The following is a 22751-nucleotide window of genomic DNA, read 5'->3' as shown; positions in this document are numbered from 1 at the left end:
GAGTACGCGTGATGCCACCTCGCCCAGCGCCCCTTCTCTGACGGGGTTGCCGGTGCGATGACAAGGCACCCTATGGGGAGACGGTTATCGGGGCGTAAACGCGCGGCCCGCGTTCACGGGAATGTTGCAATGCAACAGAAATCTTGACGTGCCTTGTGCGGCGCGAGAAGGTGGTTGCGAACGCTCCCGAGCGTCCATCCTCCCCAGATCAGACAGCAGGTGACCCATGATCAACGGCTTCGAGCAGATCCAGAAGATGAACCAGGATGGTTTCGAGACCGCGATGAAGTCGTTCGGGACCGTGCAGAACGGCTTCCAGGCGATCGCGTCCGAAATGGCCGATTATTCCAAGCGCAGCATCGAGGAAGGCTCCGCCGCGCTGGAGAAGATGATGGGCGCGCCGAGTGTCGACCAGGCCGTGGAGACCCAGATGTCCTTCGTGAAATCGTCCTACGAAGGCATGATGCAGGAAATGGGCAAGCTCGGCGAGCTCTACTCCGGCCTCGCTCAAGACCTGTACAAGGTCAATGGTGATATCGTCGCGAAGGCGACCGCCAAATAAGGCGGGAGCGACCGGTCGCGACACGCGGCTGTCTGAAGGAATTCCAGGAAGGCCCGGTGCGTCTGCGCCGGGCCTTCTTGTTTTTCGGAGGATATGTGCTCTCCGGAAGACGGCCGCATTGCACCGTCGAGCGAGCGGCTTACAATGTTGCCAACGGCCTCCTACATCACGTGATGAAAGGCACTGCGAAGGAGCCGCAACGGACCAGCCCTTCCGGCGTTGTCTCCAGGCCGGACCGGTCCCCGATGCGGCGAATCTCCACCGGAGCGATGCCGAGCCCGACGCCTGGGCACGCTCCCGACAATGTGACTTCTGACGGACCTTCGTCGAACCCACATTCGAGTGGGGCGGGGATCCCGAAAACGGACGAGCCGACTGTTTGCTGGACCGAATTTCCGACTGTCGCCACGGACCGACCGCCATGCGGACCAGCCCGATTGTGATGGCAGCCTCTGACAACGACGATGGCGACGACCGGTCCGGGACCGTCGTCGTTACGCGCACGCGCCCAAAGACGAAGCGCCCGAGCCTGTACCGCGTTCTGCTCCTCAACGACGATTACACGCCGATGGAGTTCGTGGTTCACGTGCTCGAGCGTTTTTTCCAGAAGACGCGCGACGAGGCGACGCACATCATGCTCCACGTCCATCACCACGGCGTAGGGGAGTGTGGCGTCTACACGTATGAGGTCGCCGAGACCAAGGTGACCCAGGTCATGGATTTCGCGCGCAAGCACCAGCATCCTTTGCAGTGCGTCATGGAGAAGAAGTGAGGAACCCTCGTGCCATCATTCTCCCGTAGCCTCGAAAAAGCGCTGCATCAGGCGCTCTCCTATGCCAACGAACGGCATCAGGAATACGCCACGCTCGAGCACCTGCTGCTCGCCCTGGTGGACGATCAGGATGCCGCGGCCGTCATGCGCGCCTGCAACGTCGACCTTGAGAAGCTCAGGCGCGACCTTGTGGAGTATGTCGATACCGAACTCGACAACCTCGTCACCGATACCGGCGAGGACTCCAAGCCCACCGCCGGTTTCCAGCGCGTGATCCAGCGTGCGGTGATCCACGTCCAGTCCTCAGGGCGCGACGAGGTCACCGGCGCCAACGTGCTGGTGGCGATCTTCGCCGAGCGCGAGAGCCATGCCGCGTACTTCCTGCAGGAGCAGGACATGACGCGCTACGACGCGGTGAACTACATCTCGCACGGCATTGCCAAGCGGGCCGGCATGTCGGAGCCCCGGTCCTCGCGCGGGTCCGACGAGGACCAGGCCACCGTGGAGGGCGGCGAGCGCGCCAAGCGCAAGACCGACGCGCTGGAGGCCTATTGCGTCAATCTCAACGAGAAGGCCGGCAAGGGTAAGATCGACCCGCTGATCGGCCGGGCCAGCGAGATCCGGCGCACCATCCAGGTTCTCTGCCGCCGCCAGAAGAACAACCCGCTCCTGGTGGGCGATCCCGGTGTCGGCAAGACGGCCATCGCGGAAGGCCTTGCCAAGCGCATCGTCGACGAGGACGTGCCGGAGGTGCTGTCCGATGCCACCATCTTCGCGCTCGACATGGGCGCGCTGCTGGCCGGCACCCGCTACAGGGGCGACTTCGAGGAGCGCCTGAAGCAGGTCGTGAAGGAGATCGAGGAGTATCCCGGCGCGATCATGTTCATCGACGAGATCCACACGGTGATCGGCGCCGGCGCCACGTCCGGCGGTGCGATGGATGCGTCGAATCTCCTGAAGCCGGCGCTGGCCTCCGGGTCGATCCGCTGCATCGGGTCGACCACCTACAAGGAGTATCGCCAGTTCTTCGAGAAGGACCGGGCGCTCGTCCGACGTTTCCAGAAGATCGACGTCAGCGAGCCGTCGGTGCCAGACACGGTGGAGATCCTCAAGGGCCTGAAGCCCTATTTCGAGGACTATCATTCGATCCGCTTCACCAACGATGCCATCAAGGCGGCGGTGGAGCTGTCGGCGCGCTACATCAACGACCGCAAGCTGCCGGACAAGGCGATCGACGTGATCGACGAGACCGGTGCGTCGCAGATGCTGCTGCCGGAAGGGCGCCGCCGTAAGACCGTCGGGGTCAAGGAGATCGAGGCGACCATCGCGACAATGGCTCGCATCCCGCCAAAGTCCGTCTCCAAGGACGACGCCGAAACGCTCAGGAATCTCGACGAGAACCTGAAGCGGGTCGTCTATGGCCAGAACGAAGCGATCGACAAGCTGTCCTCGGCGATCAAGCTGGCCCGGGCGGGTCTGCGCGAGCCGAACAAGCCGATCGGCAACTACCTCTTCTCCGGTCCGACTGGCGTCGGCAAGACCGAGGTGGCCCGTCAGCTGTCGTCGACCCTTGGCGTGGAGCTTCTGCGCTTCGACATGTCGGAGTACATGGAGCGGCATACCGTTTCGCGCCTGATCGGCGCGCCTCCCGGCTATGTCGGCTTCGATCAGGGTGGCCTGCTGACGGACGGTGTCGACCAGCATCCGCACTGCGTGCTGCTTCTCGACGAGATCGAGAAGGCGCATCCGGACCTGTTCAACATCCTTCTGCAGGTGATGGATCACGGCAAGCTGACCGACCACAACGGCAAGCAGATCGACTTCCGCAACGTCATCCTGATCATGACGACCAATGCGGGTGCGGCCGACATGGCCAAGCCGCCGATCGGCTTCAACCGGTCAAAGCGCGAGGGCGACGATGCGGAGGCGATCAACCGGCTGTTCACGCCGGAATTCCGCAACCGGCTGGACGCGATCATCCCGTTCGCCAGCCTGCCGACCGAGGTCATCCACCAGGTCGTGACGAAGTTCGTCATCGAATTGGAGGCTCAGCTCGCCGATCGGAACGTGACTTTCGAGCTGTCGGACGCGGCCGTCGCCTGGTTGGCCGAAGAGGGATACGACGAGCGCATGGGCGCCCGGCCGCTCTCGCGCGTCATTCAGGAACACATCAAGCGGCCGCTGGCCGATGAGGTCCTGTTCGGCAAGCTGATGAAGGGCGGAACCGTCAAGGTCGACGTGGCCGTGACCGACGGCAAGAAAGAGCTGACGCTGGAGGCGATCGCCGATGAGACGGCGAAGGCCAAGCCGCCGGCGAAGCCCAAGAAGAAAGCCGCCGCGCCGAAGAAGGGCAGGGGCTCCGGCGGATCGGGCTCGGGTGGGACCGGCGCCGGCCGCACGGGGTCCGGTGGCACCGGGTCGGGTGGCGGCTCCGCCAAGCGCTCCAAGGGGAGTCTCGTTCCTAAGGTGCCGCTGACCCAGTAAGGGCATCGGGTGCGCTGCCGCCGATCCCCATCGACAGGATGGAAACGCCGGTCCGCGAGGGCCGGCGTTTCTTCGTTGCGCCGGCCGATGGCTGCCATGTCAGATGGCTGTAGGGTAAAGCGGCCAACTGTGATAGCGGCTGAAGCACACCACTTCAGTCTGAGAGCACACCGGTGACCGACACCGATCCCGCTGCCGAAACCTCCCTGCGCTGGTTCCTGAAGGGCGTCACCAAGCTTGTCTCCGTGCCGGCTGCGGTCCTGGTCACGGCCCAGATCGGCTTCGTGGCGCTGGCGCGCGACATCGGGTTCAGCCTGCCGGAAATCCTGGTGATCACGCTCTCGGTCTGGGCGTTGCCGGGCCAGGTGGTCTATGTCGGTGCGCTTGCATCGGGGTCCGGCTGGATCGCGACGATGCTGGCGGTCTCGCTGTCGTCCATGCGCTTTCTGCCGATGCTGATGTCGTGGGTGCCCGTGGTGCGGGGCGAACGCTCTACCCGGCTCAAGCTTCTCGGCCTGTCGCACTTCGTGGCGGTGACGTCGTGGGTCTTCACCATGTCCGAAATGCCGTCCACGCCGCGCCAGGTGAGGCTGGCTTATTTTGCCGGCTTCGCACTGGCGCTGGTGGTGGCGAACCTGGTCGCCATCACAGTTGCCTATCAGCTCGTCGGCCATGTCCCCGCCTGGGTGTCCGCCGCGCTTCTGATGCTCACCCCGCTCTACTTTCTGCTGGCACTCGGCGGTGCCGGAAAGGTGATCGACGACTATGTCGCCATGGGGATGGGGCTGCTCCTTGGGCCGGCGCTCTATGCTGCCGGCATCGGGCTTGATCTGCTGTGGACCGGCATCATCGGCGGCACCGTGGCCTATGCCGTGGGGCGGGTGCGGAGACGGAGTACATGATCCCGGCGGAAGACCTCAGTCTGGCCGCGCTTGGCCCCTACCTGACGATCCTTCTGGTCGCCGCGGTCCCAACTCACGTCTGGCGCTGGCTCGGCGTCCTGTTCGCTGGCCGTCTGTCGGAAGACAGCGAAATCTTCCGATGGATCAAGTCGGTGGCGACGGCTCTGGTGTCTGGCCTGATCGCGCAGCTGATCTTCTTTCCAAAAGGGGCGCTGGCGGACGTGCCGCTCAGCTTCCGCCTGGCGTCCGTCCTGCTCGGCATCGCTGCCTATCTTGCGAGCCGGCGCAACCTCGCCGCCGGAATCGTGGCGGCCGAGGCGGCGCTGGTGGCGGCCTGGTTCGTTGGGTGATTTGCTAGAGCCGCCGCCTCAGCCCAGCGCCGCGATGAGCTTCTCCGCCTGGTCCTTCAAGATCTCCTGGTCGGCCATGTCGCCGGTGTGCGGGCGGAGAGCCACGCCCTCATAGCGCGGCAGAATGTGGACATGGGTGTGGAACACCACCTGGCCGCCGGCGCCCTCGCAGAAGTGCTGAACGGTCACGCCGTCCGCCGCGAACGCCTGCTTGGCGGCGCGCGCCAGCTTCTGGGTCGTCGTCATCACGGCGGCGAGGTCGTCGGCGCCGATGTCGAGAATGTTGCGCGAGGGCGCCTTGGGGATCACCAGGCAGTGACCGTCGGAGCGCGGCATGATGTCCATGAAGGCGAACGTCTTGTCGTCCTCGTAGACCTTCATCGCCGGCAGCTCGCCGCGCAGGATCTTCGCGAAAACGTTCTGGTCGTCGTAGGGCTCGGTGCTCATGGCGGCTCCCATCGTCATCGGTTGCGGCACACCATAGGCACAGGCGCGCCGCGCCGGAAGGGTTATCCGGGTTCCGCTTGTGGCTGCCGATTCAGGCGGGGTCGCCACGCCGGTAGGGCGCGTGCTCCGAAAGGATGACGCGATCCTGGTCCACGGCCTGGCGCTCATGCTCCAAATAGTCGGCGATGGCCCGGCGCAGGCCAGGATGCAGGATGTAGTGAGCCGAGCGGGTGACGTGCGGCTCGTATCCCCGCGCCAGCTTGTGCTCCCCCTGGGCGCCGGCCTCCACGCGGGTCAGCCCGTGCGACAGGGCGAAGTCGATGGCCTGATAGTAGCAGATCTCGAAATGGAGGAAGGGGTGGTCCTCGGTGCAGCCCCAGTAGCGGCCGAACAGGGTATCGGAGCCGATCAGGTTCAGGGCGCCCGCTATCGGCTCGCCGTCGCGCCGCGCCAGCACCAGGGCGACCCGGTCGGCCATGCGCTCGCCCAGCGCCGAGAAGAAGGCACGGTTCAGATAGGGCCGGCCCCATTTGCGAGCGCCGGTGTCCATGTAGAAGCCGTAGAATGCGTCCCAGTGGTCCTCGCCGAGGGCGTCGCCGGTGACCCACTCGATCTTGAGGCCGGCCGCCAGCGCGTCACGCCGTTCGCGGCGGATCTGCTTGCGCTTGCGCGACGACAGAGCCGCCAGGAAGCCCTCGAAATCGCCGTAACCCCTGTCCTCCCAGTGGAACTGCACGTCGGTGCGCGGCAGGTAGCCTCGTCCCGCCAGTACCTCCCACTCATCCTCGCGCAGAAAGGTGACGTGGACCGACGAGGCCTCGGCCTGGTGAGCAAACGCGACAAGGCCCTCGGCCAGGTGCTGGCGCAGGTCCGCTGCGTCCTGCCCGGGCCGGACCAGGAGACGCGGTCCCGTCGCCGGCGTGAACGGCACGGAGACCTGGAGTTTGGGATAGTAGTGGCCGCCGGCGCGCTCGAAGGCGTCGGCCCAGCCGTGATCGAAGACGTACTCGCCCTGGGAATGGGTCTTCAGGTAGGCCGGTGCGGCGGCGACAAGCGTGTCGTCGGCGGAACGGATCAGCAGCGGTCGTGCATACCAGCCCGCCTCCGGCCCGACGCAGCCGGTCTCCTCCAGGGCGCAGAGAAAATCGTGATCGACGAACGGGTCGTAGGGATGAGGCGGCGTGCCGTCGGCCAGCAGGCCGCCGTCCTCGCGGCGCCAGCCAGGGTTGGCGAGCCGGTTCCAGTCGTCGGCGTCAACCGCCGAAACGCCTTCGACAGCCTGCAGGACGAGGGCGGACGGATCGGTCGGCTCGGCGGACATGTGCGGGCTCGATACTCGGCTACGGACGGCGGACGGATCGGCTGAAAGACGCTTCGGGAGACCCCTTAGGGTAGGGGCTCGCCGCCGAGGCTCAAGGCCTGGTCAGGCCCGAAAGCCCTCGAAGATGATCTGGTCGGTGCAGCGCGCGGCCTTCTCGCGCTCGGCTCCGGTTCGCACCGTCCACGTCAGAAGCGGCAGCTTGAAGGCATGCCGGAGCACGCTCGTCGCCGCATTGGGCAGGTCGTGGATGTTGTAGGCGACGAAATCGGGGCGGGTGCGCGGCGCGTGGAGGAGGTGCGTCAGCGCAAATCGCTCCATCACCGACAGGTGCGCGAAAGCGCGCGAATTTGCGCAGTCTTGCGCGACGATGCCGTGCGCGCGGTCCGGTGACAGGCGCCGGCAGGCGCTGACCAGTTCCGGGTCGAACGACATCAGCGCGATCGGCCCTGCATAGGCCGCGATCACTTCGGCGGTGCGGCGGGCGAGCAGGGGCTCGCGCTCGCGCCGCCAGTCGGTTTTCAGTTCCAGGAAGAGCGGCGTGCGGCCGGCCGTGACGCGAAGCAGCTCGGCCAGCGTCGGGATGGGCTCGCCGGTGCCGCGCAGGGTGACGGCGCCGAGTGCGTCGGCCGTACGGGCCCGCACCGGCCCCTCCGCATCGGTCATCCGGTCGAGGGTATCGTCGTGGAACACCATCGGCACGCCATCGGCCGACAGCTGCAGGTCGACCTCGACGGCATAGCCGCCATCAAGGGCCGCCTCGACCGACGACAGCGCGTTCTCTGCTGCCCCGGTGTGCGCACCGTGGAGCCCGCGGTGCGCGACCGGCTGCTCCGTCAGCCAGGGGGCTGCGGCCATGACGATGCCTCCCCGTGGGCTCAAGCGAGCTCGAAGATCGCCTCGACCTCGACCGCGACGCCGAAGGGCAGCGAGGCGACGCCGACGGCCGAGCGCGAGTGCTTGCCCTTGTCGCCCATCGCTTCCACGAAGAAGTCGGAGGCGCCGTTGATCACCTTCGGCTGGTCGGTGAAGTCCGGGGTGGAGTTCACGAAGCCGACCAGCTTGACCAGCCGGGCGATGGTCTCCAGGTCGCCCACGGCGGCCTTCGCCTGGGCGAGGATGTTGATGGCGCACAGTTTCGCGGCGGCCTGGGCTTCCGCCACCCCGTAGTCGGCGCCGACCTTGGCGATGTGCTCGAGGCCGCCTGGGCCCATCGGCACCTGGCCGGAGATGAACAAGAGCGACCCGGTCTTCACGAACGGCACATAGTTGGCGGCGGGAACGGACGGCGTCGGCAGGGTGATGCCGAGGCCGGCGAGACGGCTTTCGATCGTGTCGGTCATGGAAGGTCCCCTCGGGTGCGCATGAGCATGTCGTCCCTTCATGTCGGATGGACGGCCGCGCGGCAAGAGCATCGAATCGCATGGCCGGTTGCCCGGATCGGGGCTATCCTTGGGCCCGGCGAGAGGTTTCTCCGGTCCGGTGCGCCATTGCTTCCTTCCGACGCGGCGATCATCGGCCGATCGGGCTTGCATCCCGCAGGCGAGACCGTCCACTCTGCCGCCTTGCCGCCCGTTGGGCGGGCCCCATGACCGGTTTCGCGAGGACCATCGCCATGCGCCTTCTGGCTGCCGCACTGGCATCCGCCCTGCTCGTCCTGCCCACGACGTCCGCCGTGAAGGCTTCCGACGAGACGCTGGACCGCACCGAAGTCGCGAAGGGCCTTCTGGCGCACCGCGCAGTCTACGACATCGCCCTGGAGACTGCCGCGTCCTCGTCCAACGTGCAGTCGGTGTCCGGCCGGCTCGTGTTCGAGGTCACCGGCTCCGTCTGCGAGGGGTTCACGGTGAACAGCCGCTTCGTGACCGAGATCGACGACCAGGATGGCGGGCGCCGCGTCACCGACCTGCGCTCCAGCACCTATGAGAGCGCGGACGCCGACAGCTTCGAGTTCCTCAGCCGCACATTTGCCGACCAGCGGCTTCAGCAGGAGGCCAAGGGCTCCGCAGAGCGGACCGCCGACGGCCTTTCGGTGGAGCTGTCGATGCCCGAGGAGGCGAAGGTCCGCTTCGACAAGGACGTGCTGTTTCCCACCGAGCACCTGGTCAGCCTGATCGCGGCGGCCGAGGAGGACAGGCGCATCGTCGAGGCCGATCTCTACGATGGCTCGGAGGATGGACGGAAGGTCTACACCACCACGGCCATCATCGGCGCGGTCTCCGAGGACCCGGTCGGCGAAGACGACGGCCTGCTCGCCAAGAGCATCGGCACCGACCGTCACTGGCCCGTGAACCTGTCCTATTTCGACCTGTCGAAGGGCGAGACGGGCGAGCTCACGCCGGTCTACACGCTGCGCTTCATGCTGTTCGAAAACGGTGTCAGCCGGGCACTGACACTGGACTACGGCAACTTCTCGCTGACCGGCACGCTCGCGGAGCTCGACCGCCTGCCGCGCTCGACCTGCAAATAGTCCTACTTCGCAGGCTTGCGCCGCTCGCCACCCTCCGGTCTGAAGGTGAGGCCCAGTTCAACGGAGCGGTCGCCGAACTTGCCGCGCAGTCGGTCGACGGCCAGCTCCGCCTGGGCGCGCTTCGCCCTTTCGGGCTCCAGAAGGTCGGCCGGATCGGCGTTGCGCGCGGTTTCCAGCTCCGAGACGCCGATGCCGATCAGACGGAAGGCACGACCGTCGATCTCGCGGGCGAGCAGGTCGGCGCCGGTCCGGTAGATCCGGTCGGCGAGCCGCGTTGCGTCGGGCAACTGACGCGACCGCGTCGTCAGCTTGAACTCCCGGGTCTTGAGCTTCAGGGTGATTGTCCGGCCGGCGATCTCCTGCGCCTTGAGCCGCTTGGACACCTTCTCCGACAGACGTCGCAGGATCGGCAGGAGCGTGGCGGCGTCGCGGATGTCGCTTTCGAAGGTCGTCTCGGCACTGACGCTCTTGCGGCCATCCGAGGGATCCACCCGCCGGGCATCGATGCCGTTGGCGAGGCGTCCCAGGCGCTGGCCCTGGGCCCCGAGCCGACGCATCAGCGTTTCCTCCGACGCCTGCTGCAGGTCGCGCACCAGCCGGAACCCGGCTTCCCGCAGCGTCCTTTCCTGGGCCGGGCCCACGCCGGGAAGCTTGGAGACCGGCTCGTCGGCCAGGCGTTCGACGGCCTCCTCCTGGTCGATGACGACGAAGCCGCGTGGCTTGTCGAAGTCGGAGGCGTACTTGGCCAGAAAGCGGTTGGCCGACAGCCCGACGGAGACGGTGATGCCGATCTCGCGCTCCACGCGGCTGGCAAAGCGAGCCAGCGTCACGGCCGGAGGCGCACCGTGCAGACGCTCGGTGCCGGAGAGGTCGAGAAAGGCCTCGTCGATGGAGATCGGCTGCACCAGCGGCGTCAGCTCCTCCATCAACGAGCGGATCTGTCGCGCGACTGCCGCATATTTGGCCATGTCCGGCCGGATCACGACGGCGTCCGGACAGGCTTCCAGCGCCTTGAACATCGGCATGGCCGATCGGACGCCGGAAATGCGGGCGATGTAGCAGGCGGTGGAGACCACGCCCCGCCGGCCGCCGCCGATGATCACGGGCTTGTCGGCCAGCGACGGGTCGTCGCGCTTCTCCACCGAGGCATAGAAGGCGTCGCAGTCCACGTGCGCGATGGCGAGCGCCTCCAGCGAGCGGTGCACGACGATGCGCGGACTGCCGCAGGCGGGGCAGCGCGCGCGGGCGGCGGCCGCGTCGGCAAAGCTCCTGTGGCAGTCGCGGCAGAGACCCGGCATGCGGGCGCGCTCCGTGCTATCGGTTGCTGGAGAGGGTGTCGGACGGTCGCCGTCGGCCATCCGGTTCACATCCGCGGTGCGGAGACTATCATGCGCCGGTTCGCGGTCGATTCGAAGATCGGATCAGTCCGGCCGCATGGCCGCCACCGCCGCGTCCTTCGGGGGTAGAATGGCGAAACGGGTTCTGATCGTGGAAGACAACGAGCTCAACATGAAGCTCTTCCATGATCTTCTGGAAGCGTCGGGCTACGAGGTCGTGGAAAGCCGCAACGGCACCACGGCGATCGCGCTCGCCCGGTCCGAGCGCCCGGATCTCATCATCATGGATATCCAGCTGCCGGAGGTCTCGGGCCTCGACGTCACCCGCCAGATCAAGCAGGACGACGAACTCAAGGCGATTCCCGTCATCGCCGTGACGGCCTTCGCCATGAAGGGGGACGAGGAGCGCATCCGCCAGGGCGGCTGCGAGGCCTATCTGTCCAAGCCGATCTCGGTGGACAAGTTCCTGGAGACCGTCCGCACGTTCATCGGGGCGGACTGAGCAGGGACGGAGACCCGGCGTCGCCAAGGGCCGATGCGGCGTGGCCGGCACATGCGTGCGTACGGTCGCGACAATCCGGTCGAACGCCCGCGTTCAAACGCAAAAAGCGCCGGACGGCCAGGCCGTTCGGCGCCTCAGGCTCCGCGATGGAACGCGGATTTATTTGATCTTCGACTCGCGGAATTCGACGTGCTTCTTGGCCACCGGGTCGTACTTCCGCTTGACCATCTTCTCGGTCATGGTGCGGGAGTTCTTCTTGGTGACGTAGAAGAAGCCGGTGTCGGCGGTCGACACGAGGCGGATCTTGATGGTCGTGGCCTTGGCCATGTCGGCAGTCCCTGGCGCTTGAGAACTCTGACGGGCGGCAAGCCGGCTGGTGGCCGATGCCGCTCTTCACGCGGATCGATCGAGGCTTCGGTTGCCGTCGGCTCCGCAAGTCTCGGAAATTCGTGAAGCGCGAAACCTAGTCACCGCGCCGCCAAAGTCAAGCGCGGATCGCGCGGAAGCAGGACAGGGCGCTGCCGGCATCAGGTGCCACGCGCCTGGACGAGCCGGACGCCGGCCAGCATCGCGTAGGCCGCGAAGAAGAAGGCGACGGCAAAGGCGAAGCCCTGCGGCGGCCACAGATCGAGGCTCAGCCCGATCAGCGCCGGGCCCACAAGCATGCCGGCGGCGTACATCATGACGAAGGCGGAGTTGGCCGCGGCAAGGTCGGAGCCGGTGAACCGCGCCCCCAGGTGGGTGAGGCCGACGGTATAGAGCCCGCCGGTGACCCCACCCCAGACGAACAGAAGCGCGAACATCACCGCGAGATTGTCTACCGCCAGCGGCATGGCCAGCGCGCCGGCCACCCCGACAAGAGCGCAGATGAGCAGCAGGCGCCGCCGCTCGACCCTGTCGGCCAGGAGTCCGATCGGGATCTGGGTGACGACGTTGCCGAGCGCCACCGCGGAGACCAGCAGCGCGGCAGTCCGCTCCGGGTAGCCCAGTTCCAGCCCGTAGAGGGGCAGCAGCGCGAGACCACCCGATTCGACCGCGCCGAAGGCCATTACGGCGAAGATCGCGGCGGGCGCGATGCGCAGGAAGGTGAGCACGTTGGTCTTCGGACGGGTCAGTCCGCCCGGCGCCTGTCCGCGCGCCAGCGCCATCGGGATCAGCCCGACGCAGAAAATGGCCGTGCCGATCAGGAACGGCGCGACACCCTCCGATCCGACAAGGCCGAGAATCGCGGGTCCTGCGGCAAGGCCGAGCGAGAGAACGGTCGCGTAGATGCCGATGGCCAGGCCACGCCGGCCGTGCGGGGCGAGAGCGTTGATCCAGAATTCGCCGACCGCAAAGGCAACGGTTGCCGCCGCGTAGAAGGCAAAGCGCAGCGGAAACCAGAGCCAGAAGTCGGCGACCAGGTAGAAGAGGGGAAAGAGCGCCGCCATGGCGGCCAGCGCCGCCAGCGCGAGGCGCGCGGTGCCCGTCACGCTCACCAGACGTGGGACGGCGAGCGGCACCAGAAGCGAGGCGATGCCGCCGACGGCGGAGTTGATGCCGATCATCGCCGGCGAGATGCCGCGATCTTCAAGCACCAGCGACAGGAGCGGCATGCCCAGGCTGATGGAGAGGCCGACGGCGGTCATGGAGGCTATGGCCGCGGCAATGGCGCGCCATGAGCCGGGTTCCGCCGTGTCCGCCGCCCCCGTCTCCACGGCCTACACCGTCTCGCGTACGAAGCCGCGTCCGCGCCAGTGATAGAAGGAGACCGGCCCGGCCTCCCTCAGGTCGGGATCCGCGTCGAGCCGGATCAGGAGCTCGTCGATGACGGTCTTGGTCACGGTCGGCATGTCGAGATGCGCGACGTCGCGCAGCGGCACCCATTGCACCTCTTCCAGCTCGCCCGAGGGACCGGTGCCCTCCGGCAGCCGGTCGGCAATGTGCTGGGCGGAGATCGCGAAGAAGCGGGTGTCGAAGCGGCGCGGCCGGCGCGGCGGCGTGATGGCGCGGGCGACGAGGCGGAAGGGCGCGAGGTCCGGCAGCAGCGAGCGCTCGGCGAAGGCCGCCCAGTCGGCGCCGACGAGCTTTTTCGCACTCTGCGCGCCGATGAACAGCCCGACTTCCTCGTAGGTCTCGCGCACCGCCGTGACGGCGAGCGCGCGGGCCCGGGCCGCGGTCTTCGGCGCACGCATCCGGGCCATGACCCGCTGCCGGGTCGTCTCGTCGTAGTCGGAGGCGATGGGCACGCGGGAATCGGTGGGGTCGACGCGACCGCCGGGGAAGACGAACTTGCCCGGCATGAACACGTGGCCCTGATGGCGCTTGCCCATCAGGACGTGAACGTCCTTGCCCTGGCGGTCGAGGATGAGGAGCGTTGCCGCATCCTTCGGCCGCCGGTTTTCGTGGTGCATCACGCGCTCCGCCTCGGTCAGGCGGCGGGCGAAATCCGTCACTGACGGGCCTCGAGCGCCGGGTCCGGCACGGGGCCTTCCGGCGGGGCGTTCGGGTCGAAGCCGTGCATGTAGAGCGCCCACTGGTAGGCCACGAGGGCGCCCTTGATGGGCCTCAGGAGGGCCAGGCTGGAAATCAGCGTCAGCGGCCCCCAGAGCAGCCCGTGCACCCAGAACGGCGGATGAAAGGCCACCTCGACGGAGAGCACCAGGCTGACGATGACGTGGCCCACGATCACGATGGTGAAATAGGGCGGGGCATCGTCGGCGCGGTGGTGATGCAGCGCCTCGCCGCAGGCCGGGCAATGGTCGCGGACGGTCAGGTAGCCCTCGAACAGGGAGCCGATGCCGCACGCCGGGCACTTGGCCTTCGCGCCGCGCAAGACGGCGGGCCAGATCGGGCGGGCGGGCAGATCCTCGGTGACCGTACCGTAGGACGTGGGCGTCGACTGGGTCATGATGCGCGAGCCTTTCGTCGTCCCTTGCCGGCTGTCTGCTTCTTGCCGGATGCCGGCTTCTTGCGGGGCGGCGCGCCCTTTTTCGGCGGACGGGACTTTCCACCTTGATACCGGCCTTCGCCGAGAAGCTCAAACCGAAGAGCGCCCGCAATCGGGGCTGCTTCGACCAGTCGCACCTCGACCCGGTCGCCGAGCCGGTAGCGGACCCGGGTGCGGCTGCCCACCAGCGAGCGGGCGCTCTCGTCGAAATGGAAGTAGTCCGCGCCGATGGTCGAGATCGGAATGAATCCGTCGGCGCCGCTGTCGTCGAGTGCGACGAAGAGCCCCGCCCGGGTCACGCCGACGATGCGGCCGTTGAAGGTCGCGCCAACGTGATCGACCAGCCAGTGGGCGATCAGCCGGTCGACGGTCTCGCGCTCGGCCGCCATGGCGCGGCGCTCGGCCGCGGAGAGTTCCCCGCCCAGCTCCTGCAGGCGTCCCATGTCCTCGTCGGCGAGCCCGTCGGACCCGAGCCGACCGGCACGGATCAGCGCGCGGTGGACCACCAGATCGGCGTAGCGCCGGATCGGCGAGGTGAAGTGGGCGTAGCGGCGCAGGTTCAGACCGAAATGGCCGATATTCTGGGGCGTATACTCGGCCTGCGCCTGGCTGCGCAGCACCACTTCGTTGACCAGGTGATCGTTCTCGGTGCCGGCGACCTTGCGCAGGATGCCGTTGAACTGGGCCGGGCGCAGGTTGCCCACCTTCGGGAACTTCATGTCCACGGTGGTCAGGAAGTCGCGCAGCGCGGCGAGCTTCTCCTGGCTGGGGCTGTCGTGCACCCGGTAGAGGATGTCCAGATCGGCCTTCTGGCAGGTCTCCGCCGCGCAGACGTTGGCCTGGATCATGAACTCCTCGATGAGTTTGTGCGCATCGAGCCGGTCCGGCGTGATCACCCGGTCGACGGTGCCGTCAGGCTTGAGGAGGATCTTGCGTTCCGGCAGGTCGAGATCGAGGGGCTCGCGGGCGTCACGGCCTTTCATCAGGCAGGCATAGCCGTCCCACAGCGGCCTGAGCACGGTGTCGAGCAGGGGGCCGCTCTTGTCGCTGGGATGGCCGTCGATGGCGGCCTGCGCCTCCTGGTAGGAGAGCTTCGCCGCCGAGCGCATCATCACCCGGTGGAAGGAGTGGCTCTTCTTGCGTCCGGTCCTGTCGAAGACCATCCGCACCGCCATGGCGGGCCGGTCCTCGCCCTCGCGCAGCGAGCACAGGTCGGTGGACAGCTGCTCCGGCAACATCGGCACGACGAAGTCGGGGAAGTAGACCGAGTTGCCGCGCTTCTCCGCCTCGATGTCGATGGGCGAGCCGGCGCGCACATAGTGGGCGACGTCGGCGATGGCGACGGTGGCGATGAAGCCGCCCTCGTTGTCGGGGTCGGTGTCCGGCTCCGCGTGGACCGCGTCGTCGTGGTCCTTGGCGTCGGCGGGGTCGATGGTGACGAGCGGCAGTTCGCGCCAGTCTTCCCGCCCGTCGAGCGAGGTCACCGGCTGCGCCTTGTCGGCGGCCTTGAGCACCGCCTTGGGGAACTCGTGCGGGATGCCGTGGGCGTAGATGGCGATCATGGAGATCGCGCGTTCAGACTCCATGGAGCCGATGCGCGAGACCACCTTGGCCTTCGCCGGTCCGTAGCGGCCGGTGCGCTTGACCTCGACCTCGACCAGCTCGCCGTCCTGGGCGTCGCCCATGTCATCGGGCTCAAGCGTCAGCTCGCGCTGCTTCTTGTCGATGGGCGCCAGACGGCCGCCGCGGCCGGTGTCGTAGAGGACGCCGAGGATGCGCGCCGGCTTCTTCTCGATGACCTTGATGATGCGCGCGGTCTGCTGCGCGTCGTCGTCGGAGGCCTCGCTGATCCGGGCGAGCACGCGGTCGCCGACGCCCGGGGCGGGCCCTGGCCGGCCCCGGCCGCGCCCGCGGCGGTCCGTCTGCACGATCACCTTGGGTGCGGCGCCATGCTCGGCCTCGTCCCACTCGGTCGGCTCGCCGATGAGCTCGCCGTCGCTGGAGGTGCCGGACAGGTAGAGGACGGTGACGTTCGGCAGGACGCCCGGACGGTCGAGGCGCTTGCCGCGCCGCTCCACCAGGCCGGTGTCGGAGAGCTCGCGCAGCAGCTTCTTCAGGCCGATGCGCTGGTCTCCGGTGATGTTGAAGGCCCGCGCGATTTCGCGCTTGCCGGTTGCGCCGGGATTCTCGGCGATGAATTTGAGGATTGCCTCGCGTGAGGGGAGATCGTTTGTCGTTTTCTTTGTCTTCTGTCGGGCCACCTGGGCCTCGTCGTTAGCTTGATGTCATGGGTCAGTCCGTTGCCTTGCTGGCCGCGGACTTGCCCGCACCCTTGGCGGCACGGGTCTTCGTTGAAGTGGTGGCTTTCTTCGCCGTTGTCGAGGTCTTGGCTTTCGCCTTCGTCGTCGACCGGCTTTTCGTCGCCTTCTTCGGGGCTCCGGCCTTGGCCTCCAGGAGCGCGACGGCCTCCTCCATGGTGAGCGCCTGCGGATCGCTTCCCTTCGGCAGGGTCGCATTGACCTTGCCGTGGTTCACGTAGGGGCCGTACTTGCCGTCCTTCACGCTCACCGGACCGCCGGCGGTCGGGTGCTCACCGAGCGCCTTGAGCTCGGCGGCGGCGGACCGGCCCTTGCCGCGCTTCTCGCGCTTTTCCGCGATCAGCGTCACGGCCCGGTTCAGGCCGACGGAGAACACCTCCTCGACATTCTCCAGGTTGGCATAGGTGCCTTCCAGGTGAACGAACGGGCCATAGCGGCCGATGCCGGCGGTGATCATCTTGCCGCTTTCGGGATCGGCGCCAACATCGCGCGGCAGAGACAGGAGCTTCAGCGCCCCTTCGAGATCGATGGTCTGGGCGCTCCAGCCGCGCGGAATGGTGGCGCGCTTGGGCTTTTCTCCCTCGGCGGCTTCGCCAAGCTGGATATAGGGGCCGAACCGGCCGGTGCGGACGGTAACCTGCAGGCCGCTCTCCGGGTCGATGCCCAGCACCTTCGGCCCTTCCGCCTCGGCCTCGGCCTCGTCGTTGGACTGGTTGAGCTGACGGGTGAACCGGCACTCGGGATAGTTGGAGCAGCCGATGAAGGCGCCGAACTTGCCGAGCTTCAGCGACAAACGGCCGCTTTCGCAGGTCGGACAGGCGCGCGGATCACCACCGTCGGCGCGCTTGGGGAAGATGTGGTCACCAAGGATCTCGTTGAGCGCCTCCAGGACGTCAGAGACGCGCAGCTCCTTGGTGCCCTCCACGTGGGTAGAGAAGTCCTTCCAGAATTCCCGCAGCACGTCCTGCCAGGCCAGATCGCCGTTGGAGATCTTGTCGAGCTTCTCCTCCAGGCTGGCCGTGAAGTCGAACTCCACGTAGCGGTCGAAGAAGGATTCCAGGAAGGCGGTGACAAGCCGGCCCTTGTCCTCGGGAACGAGGCGGCGCTTGTCGATCTCCACGTAACCGCGGTCGCGCAGCACGGCCATGGTGCTCGCGTAGGTCGACGGCCGGCCGATGCCGAGCTCCTCCATCTTCTTGATGAGGGTCGCCTCGGTGTAGCGCGGCGGCGGCTCGGTGAAGTGCTGGCTGGTCTCGATGGCGGTCTTCTTCGGCGTCTCGCCGCTCTCGATGGGCGGCAGGCGCGAGCCGTTCTCGTCCTCCTCGTCGTCCTTGCCCTCCTGGTAGAGGGTCAGGAAACCGTCGAACTTGATGACCTGGCCGGTGGCGCGCAGGTCGGCCTTGCGGCCGCCGCCCGTGGCCTCGATCTCGACGGTGGTCCGCTCCAGCTCGGCCGATTCCATCTGGCTGGCCACTGCGCGCTTCCAGATCAATTCGTAGAGACGGGCCTGATCGTCGTCGAGCAGACGGCGCAGGTCCTTGGGATGGCGCGAGACTTCGGTGGGACGGATCGCTTCGTGCGCTTCCTGGGCGTTCTTCGCCTTGGTGGCGTAGTTGCGCTGCTTTTCCGGAACGTAGCGCTTGCCGAAGGCGGACTCGATCTCGCGACGAATGCCCTGGATGCCCTCCTGGCTCATCTGGACGGCGTCGGTCCGCATGTAGGTGATCAGACCGACGGTGTCGCCGCCGAGATCGATGCCCTCATAGAGCCGCTGGGCGATCTGCATGGTGCGGGCGGAGGAGAAGCCGAGCTTGCGCGAGGCCTCCTGCTGCAGCGTGGAGGTGGTGAAGGGCGGCTGCGGGTTGCGGCGCGCCGGCTTCGCCTCGACCGATTTCACCCTGTAGGCGGCGTCGTCGAGGAAGGCGCGGATCGCGGTTGCCTCGGCTTCCGTGCCGATGGAAAGCCTCTCGAGACGCTTGCCATCGACGCCCGTCAGGCGGGCATCGAACGGCTCGCCGGCCGCGGTAAGCATCTTCGCCACGATCGTCCAGTATTCCTGGGAAACAAAGCGCTCGATCTCCGCCTCGCGATCGCAGACGAGGCGCAGCGCCACCGACTGCACGCGGCCGGCGGAGCGGGCGCCGGGCAGCTTGCGCCACAGGACCGGCGAGAGCGTGAAGCCGACCAGATAGTCGAGCGCTCGACGCGCCAGGTAGGCATCCACCAGCGGCGTGTCGATGGCGCGCGGATTGCGCATCGCCTCGGTAACGGCCTGTTTGGTGATGGCGTTGAAGACCACGCGCTCGATGCGCTGGTCCTTGAGGACCTTCTTGTCCCGCAGCGCCTGCATCACGTGCCACGAGATGGCTTCGCCTTCGCGATCCGGGTCAGTAGCGAGGATCAGCGCGTCGGCCCCCTTCACCGCCTTGGCGATCTCGTTGATCCGCTTCTGCGCCTTGGCGTCCACCGCCCAGGACATGGCGAAATCCTCGTCCGGCCGCACCGATCCGTCCTTAGCAGGAAGGTCGCGGACGTGACCGTACGAGGCGAGGACATGGTAATCCGAGCCGAGATATTTGTTGATCGTCTTCGCCTTGGCCGGCGACTCCACGACAACGACGTGCATCGATACCTTCGCGATCTTTTACAAAGTGCGTGCAGCTGGAAAAGCAGGGAAACCGCCGAGCGGCGCAACCCCCGCGCCGGTCGACCCGGGCGGGACCTGGAAGCCGACCGAGCGGCGGACAATCCGGAATCCGAGGCGACCTGTCAAATAGGCTGCATTCCGCCACCCGCTACCCCGGAATTCCCGTAGAGCAACTAATGAGAGTATCTTCACGCGATAATGCACGTCATGATATAGGTCGGACCGAGGCTCCGTCGAAGGCCGGAGACCGAGCAGGAGGGCCGCACTCATGGCGCGTACCATGCCGGACGATAAAGGCGCTGACAGCTCCGGGGTCACCCCGGACGATGCGGCACGCTACATCGAGGGCCTGAGCGCCGAACTCTCAATGATGGCGCACCGCAACGGCTTCGCCTTTCTCGCCTATCTTCTCGACGTGGCACGGGAGGAGGCCGCCGCGCGGGCCCTCGAGGCCGACGCCAACCGCGCCCGGCAATCCTGAGCGGGCCGACGCCGACCTTAACCCTGTAGGGCGAAACAGCTTTGCCACCCGAACGGGTTTCGTCACCATCCGGTCGTCGCAGCATGCCATCCTCGGTGGGAACTTCTGGCTGCGGCGGCCGTTTTCTGGGCGAGTGGCTGGGGTCCTCAGCCGTATCCAGGATGAGCGACGGAGACGAACATGTCCGAGACGGAAGCGAAGATGGCCGACGAGCGCGCCAAGGTCGCGAGCGATCGCGCCGGCAAGAAGACCGATGACGTCCAGCGCGATCTGGAAGCCCTTCGGGCGGATATCGCCAGCCTGAGCGAGACGGTGAAGACGCTGGTCGGCGAAGAGGCCGGTGCGTTCCGCGAGCGTCTCGAGGCCCGTGCCGACCAGATGGCGCGCCAGGGCCGCGAGTATCGCGATGCCGCCTACAGCGAGATGAAGTCCTACGAAGCGGAGGCCGAGGCGGCGATCCACCGCAACCCGTTCACCGCCGTGCTCGTGGCTCTCGGCTTCGGCCTGTTCCTCGGCTTCCTCAGCCGCCGATGATCTCGACCATCATCACCGAGCTGACGGCAGGCGTCCGCCTCAACGCGGAGCTGACCGTGCGCCGGATGGTGCGCATGGTCGTCATGTCGTTGGCGGCGCTCATGGCGCTTTTGGGCATGGTCATCTACCTGGCCAACGCCCTGCATCGCGTCATCGCCGAACGCGCCGATCCGATCATCGCGGATCTGTCGCTCGCCGGCGCCTTTCTGGTCCTGCTGCTCATCATCGTGATGGTGCTCAACCGGCCACGCAGGAGGGTGGTCGTTCGGCCCCCTTTAGATGAGCCGTCGGCGGCGCGCGCGTCGTCGGCGGGAAAGCAGCCGGCCGGAGCGTCGGCAGGCCTGTCGCACAATCCCGATGACTTCGATGACGACGACGACGGCGGCGCGATGCTCGATGGCGTCTGGCCGCCGAAAAAGTCTGTCGTCTTCGGTGCAATGGCGGCTGCGGTCGCGATCGGATTCGGCATCGGGCGAAAGAGCTGAACGGCGTGTCCGGGCGGCAAAGGGAGACGGGAAAGGCGGCGTAAGCCGCCTTTTTTGCATCCGCTGCCTGGCCTACTCCACCGTAACGGTAACCGAATCCGATCCCCCGGCCGGGTCGAGAACGGTGATGCGGACATCGCCAAGGCGGGCGATGTCGATCTGCGCCCCGCGTCGATGCGCCGGCACGGCTATTGGCCGTCCGTCGACCAACCAGACCAGTCTTTCGGCCGGTCCCTCGACCTTTACCGCCAGCTTTTGTCGTGAACCGTCCGGTCCGGACAGGGCGACGGTTGCACCGTCCGGCGGGTAGGCGATGGTCAGGCCCGGCCGCGCGGGATCCCGGCCCGGCATACGCGGATCGCGGAAGCGCCGCAGCGGGCGCGGCAGGGTGCCGGTGTCGGCAACGAGCGTCCCCTCGGGTGGCGCGGCCAGAGGCCGGCGGACCGGAGAGACCCGCGCAAACGCATCGAAGAGGAGGGGCGCTGCCGCGGTCCGGCCCGTCAGACCCGGCACCGGCGCGGCATCCGGCCGGCCGACCCAAACGGCCACCACGGTCTTTCCGTCGAACCCGACCGCCCACGCATCCCGGTAGCCGTAGGACGTGCCGGTCTTGTAGGCGATCTCACCGCCGCGAGCGTTCTCCGGCGGGGGCGTGCCACGCAGCACGTCGGCCACCAGCCACGCCGCGCGCCGGTCGAGCAGACGCTCACCGGTCCCGGCGGCCGGGTCGGACGTTTCGTCCATCGCCACCGCGCGCAGTGCGATCGGCTGGCCGCCGCGGGCGAGCGCGGTGTAGAGGCCGGCAAGATCCTCCAGCGTCAGCCCCAGCCCGCCCAGGCCGATGGCGAGCGACGGCGCCTCGATGCGTGGCAGCCGGATCGTGGCGCCGGCCCCCTTGAGGCGCACCGCCAGCCGGTTGGGTCCGATGGCGTCGAGGACGGCGACGGCCGGCACGTTCAGCGAGGCTTCCAGCGCCTCGCGGATGGTGACCGTGCCGTGAAAGGTGTCGTCGAAATTTTCCGGCCTGTAGTCGCCGAAGCGGATCGGCCGGTCCTCGATCAGCGTCTCCGGGTGGGCGATGCCACCCTCGAAGGCGAGCCCGTAGATGAAGGGCTTGAGCGTCGAGCCGGGGGATCGCACGGCCCGGGTCATGTCGATATGGCCCTGGCGGTTCGTGGAGAGGAAATCGGCGGAGCCCACGGTGGCGCGGATCTCGCCGCTCTCCATGTCGGCCACCAGGATTGCCGCGGAGAGGTAAGGGCCGAGCGTTGCGGTCCACTCACCGGCCAGCGTTTCCAGCTCGCGCTGCAGGCGCGCATCGAGCGTGGTTTGGTGAATGGCGACATCGGGTTCGGTGGTCACCAGCCGGCGGGCAAGGTGCGGGGCGTGCATCGGCACCGGGCGGCGCGCGGTGGGCACCCTTTCGCGCTTCGCCTCCTCCGCTTCGTGCCGGGTGATGGCGCCCGCTTCCGCAACCCGGTCGAGGACGCGGTCGCGGGCCGCCCGGGCCCGCTCCGGATGCCGGTCGGGACGCCGGCTTTCCGGCGCCTGGGGCAGGGCCACGAGCAGCGCCGCCTGACCCAACGTCAGGCGCGCCGGTTCGCGCCCGAAATAGGCGAGGCTCGCCGCGCGTACCCCCTCCAGGTTGCCTCCAAACGGGGCAAGCGCCAGGTAGCGGTCAAGGATCTCGTCCTTGGAGAGCCGGCGTTCCAGCTGCACCGCATGCGCCATTTCCACCAGCTTGCGGTCGAGGGTGCGCTCGTGGCGGTCGTCGAGAAGGCGGGCCGTCTGCATGGTCAGCGTCGAGCCGCCGGACACGATCTGGCCCGTGGTAAGAAACTGGCCGGCAGCGCGGATCATCGCCCACGGGTCGACGCCGACATGGTCGTGGAAGCGCTTGTCCTCGTAGGCGAGCAAGAGCTCCAGATAGCGCGGGTCGACATCGTCGCTGGTGACCGGAAGCCGCCAGCGCCCGGCCGGCGTGGTGAACGGACGCAGCAGCGTTCCGGCGCGGTCGACCACCATCACCGAGGAGCGGCCGGACGGCTCCAGCGTCGGCGGGTGGCGGCGGTCCAGCTCCCAGAGCGTCGCGGCGCTCCCGACGGCGATGACGACGACAAGCGCGCCGGCGCCCAGCGCCAGCCGCAGCCAGGAGAAGCGGCGCGGCCGGCCTCCCTTGTCACTCGTGGCCGATCCTCCCGTCACCGTAGGTC

Annotated in this window: 22 protein-coding genes; 10 read left to right on the top strand and 12 right to left on the bottom strand. The window is 67.5% G+C overall.

The window, feature by feature from the left end:
- The first annotated feature begins 226 nt into the window (after positions 1-226).
- The 5 genes from C507_RS0107795 to C507_RS0107775 all read left to right on the top strand — a co-directional run bounded on the left by C507_RS0107795 (position 227) and on the right by C507_RS0107775 (position 5070).
- Positions 227-562, top strand: a complete 336-nt coding sequence (locus tag C507_RS0107795) for a phasin family protein (RefSeq protein WP_018699117.1) — start codon at positions 227-229, stop codon at positions 560-562.
- A gap of 421 nt (positions 563-983) precedes the next feature.
- On the top strand, positions 984-1334 hold the full coding sequence (gene clpS, locus C507_RS0107790; protein WP_018699116.1) for an ATP-dependent Clp protease adapter ClpS: 351 nt from the start codon (positions 984-986) through the stop codon (positions 1332-1334).
- A gap of 9 nt (positions 1335-1343) precedes the next feature.
- Positions 1344-3818: an ATP-dependent Clp protease ATP-binding subunit ClpA gene (gene clpA / locus C507_RS0107785; RefSeq protein ID WP_018699115.1), complete on the top strand. Its 2475-nt coding sequence runs from the start codon at positions 1344-1346 to the stop codon at positions 3816-3818.
- 173 nt (positions 3819-3991) lie between these two features.
- Positions 3992-4720, top strand: coding sequence for an AzlC family ABC transporter permease (locus C507_RS0107780; RefSeq protein WP_018699114.1), 729 nt, complete (start codon positions 3992-3994; stop codon positions 4718-4720).
- Positions 4717-5070 carry an AzlD domain-containing protein gene (locus C507_RS0107775; RefSeq protein ID WP_018699113.1) on the top strand — a complete coding sequence of 118 codons (354 nt, stop codon included), beginning with the start codon at positions 4717-4719 and terminating at the stop codon, positions 5068-5070. The genes C507_RS0107780 and C507_RS0107775 overlap by 4 nt, the downstream gene beginning before the upstream one ends.
- 18 nt (positions 5071-5088) lie before the next feature.
- On the opposite strand, the gene C507_RS0107770 is transcribed toward C507_RS0107775, so the two are convergent.
- From C507_RS0107770 to C507_RS0107755, 4 genes are all read right to left on the bottom strand, one after another.
- Positions 5089-5517: an HIT family protein gene (locus C507_RS0107770; protein WP_018699112.1), complete on the bottom strand. Its 429-nt coding sequence runs from the start codon at positions 5515-5517 to the stop codon at positions 5089-5091.
- A gap of 91 nt (positions 5518-5608) precedes the next feature.
- Complete coding sequence (locus C507_RS0107765) at positions 5609-6838, bottom strand: GNAT family N-acetyltransferase (RefSeq protein WP_018699111.1); 1230 nt, start codon at positions 6836-6838, stop codon at positions 5609-5611.
- Positions 6839-6940: 102 nt separating this feature from the next.
- Positions 6941-7693, bottom strand: coding sequence for a glycerophosphodiester phosphodiesterase family protein (locus C507_RS0107760; protein WP_018699110.1), 753 nt, complete (start codon positions 7691-7693; stop codon positions 6941-6943).
- A gap of 20 nt (positions 7694-7713) precedes the next feature.
- Entirely contained in the window at positions 7714-8178 is a 465-nt protein-coding gene (locus tag C507_RS0107755) for a RidA family protein (protein WP_018699109.1), read from the bottom strand.
- 245 nt (positions 8179-8423) lie between these two features.
- Between C507_RS0107755 and C507_RS0107750 the strand changes: the two genes are divergently transcribed.
- The gene (locus tag C507_RS0107750; protein ID WP_169508955.1) at positions 8424-9305 is read left to right on the top strand and encodes a cell envelope integrity EipB family protein; all 882 of its coding nucleotides are present in this window, start codon (positions 8424-8426) and stop codon (positions 9303-9305) included.
- Positions 9306-9307: 2 nt separating this feature from the next.
- On the opposite strand, the gene C507_RS0107745 is transcribed toward C507_RS0107750, so the two are convergent.
- Entirely contained in the window at positions 9308-10603 is a 1296-nt protein-coding gene (locus C507_RS0107745) for a DNA polymerase IV (RefSeq protein WP_018699107.1), read from the bottom strand.
- Between the two features lie 169 nt (positions 10604-10772).
- Here C507_RS0107745 and C507_RS0107740 point away from each other — a divergent pair, with 169 nt between their 5' ends.
- On the top strand, positions 10773-11144 hold the full coding sequence (locus C507_RS0107740; protein ID WP_026318932.1) for a response regulator: 372 nt from the start codon (positions 10773-10775) through the stop codon (positions 11142-11144).
- Positions 11145-11303: 159 nt separating this feature from the next.
- On the opposite strand, the gene rpmG is transcribed toward C507_RS0107740, so the two are convergent.
- The 6 genes from rpmG to topA all read right to left on the bottom strand — a co-directional run bounded on the left by rpmG (position 11304) and on the right by topA (position 19017).
- Positions 11304-11471: a 50S ribosomal protein L33 gene (rpmG, locus tag C507_RS0107735; protein WP_018699105.1), complete on the bottom strand. Its 168-nt coding sequence runs from the start codon at positions 11469-11471 to the stop codon at positions 11304-11306.
- 200 nt (positions 11472-11671) lie between these two features.
- Positions 11672-12841: an MFS transporter gene (locus C507_RS0107730; protein ID WP_018699104.1), complete on the bottom strand. Its 1170-nt coding sequence runs from the start codon at positions 12839-12841 to the stop codon at positions 11672-11674.
- Between the two features lie 3 nt (positions 12842-12844).
- Complete coding sequence (locus C507_RS0107725) at positions 12845-13579, bottom strand: NUDIX hydrolase (protein WP_018699103.1); 735 nt, start codon at positions 13577-13579, stop codon at positions 12845-12847.
- A complete protein-coding gene (locus C507_RS20735; protein WP_018699102.1) occupies positions 13576-14034 on the bottom strand; it encodes a DUF983 domain-containing protein in 459 nt (152 codons plus the stop codon). The genes C507_RS0107725 and C507_RS20735 overlap by 4 nt, the downstream gene beginning before the upstream one ends.
- On the bottom strand, positions 14031-16334 hold the full coding sequence (gene rnr / locus C507_RS0107715) for a ribonuclease R (RefSeq protein WP_018699101.1): 2304 nt from the start codon (positions 16332-16334) through the stop codon (positions 14031-14033). The genes C507_RS20735 and rnr overlap by 4 nt, the downstream gene beginning before the upstream one ends.
- Positions 16335-16365: 31 nt before the next feature.
- Positions 16366-19017 carry a type I DNA topoisomerase gene (gene topA, locus C507_RS0107710; protein WP_018699100.1) on the bottom strand — a complete coding sequence of 884 codons (2652 nt, stop codon included), beginning with the start codon at positions 19015-19017 and terminating at the stop codon, positions 16366-16368.
- Between the two features lie 289 nt (positions 19018-19306).
- On the opposite strand from topA, the gene C507_RS20730 reads away from it, so the two are divergent.
- From C507_RS20730 to C507_RS0107690, 3 genes are all read left to right on the top strand, one after another.
- Positions 19307-19519, top strand: coding sequence for a hypothetical protein (locus C507_RS20730; protein ID WP_018699099.1), 213 nt, complete (start codon positions 19307-19309; stop codon positions 19517-19519).
- Between the two features lie 180 nt (positions 19520-19699).
- A complete protein-coding gene (locus tag C507_RS20725) occupies positions 19700-20053 on the top strand; it encodes a DUF883 family protein (protein WP_018699098.1) in 354 nt (117 codons plus the stop codon).
- On the top strand, positions 20050-20538 hold the full coding sequence (locus C507_RS0107690) for a hypothetical protein (protein ID WP_018699097.1): 489 nt from the start codon (positions 20050-20052) through the stop codon (positions 20536-20538). Before C507_RS20725 ends, C507_RS0107690 begins: the two co-directional genes overlap by 4 nt.
- A 72-nt stretch (positions 20539-20610) precedes the next feature.
- Here the strand turns inward: C507_RS0107690 and pbpC are convergent, their stop codons facing one another.
- The gene (gene pbpC, locus C507_RS0107685; protein ID WP_018699096.1) at positions 20611-22743 is read right to left on the bottom strand and encodes a penicillin-binding protein 1C; all 2133 of its coding nucleotides are present in this window, start codon (positions 22741-22743) and stop codon (positions 20611-20613) included.
- Positions 22744-22751 lie beyond the last annotated feature (8 nt).

This window comes from Amorphus coralli DSM 19760, from assembly GCF_000374525.1.
Classification (GTDB): domain Bacteria; phylum Pseudomonadota; class Alphaproteobacteria; order Rhizobiales; family Amorphaceae; genus Amorphus; species Amorphus coralli.
The sequence above is the reverse complement of the archived record's forward strand: the minus strand, read 5'-3'. Positions and strand labels throughout refer to the sequence as shown.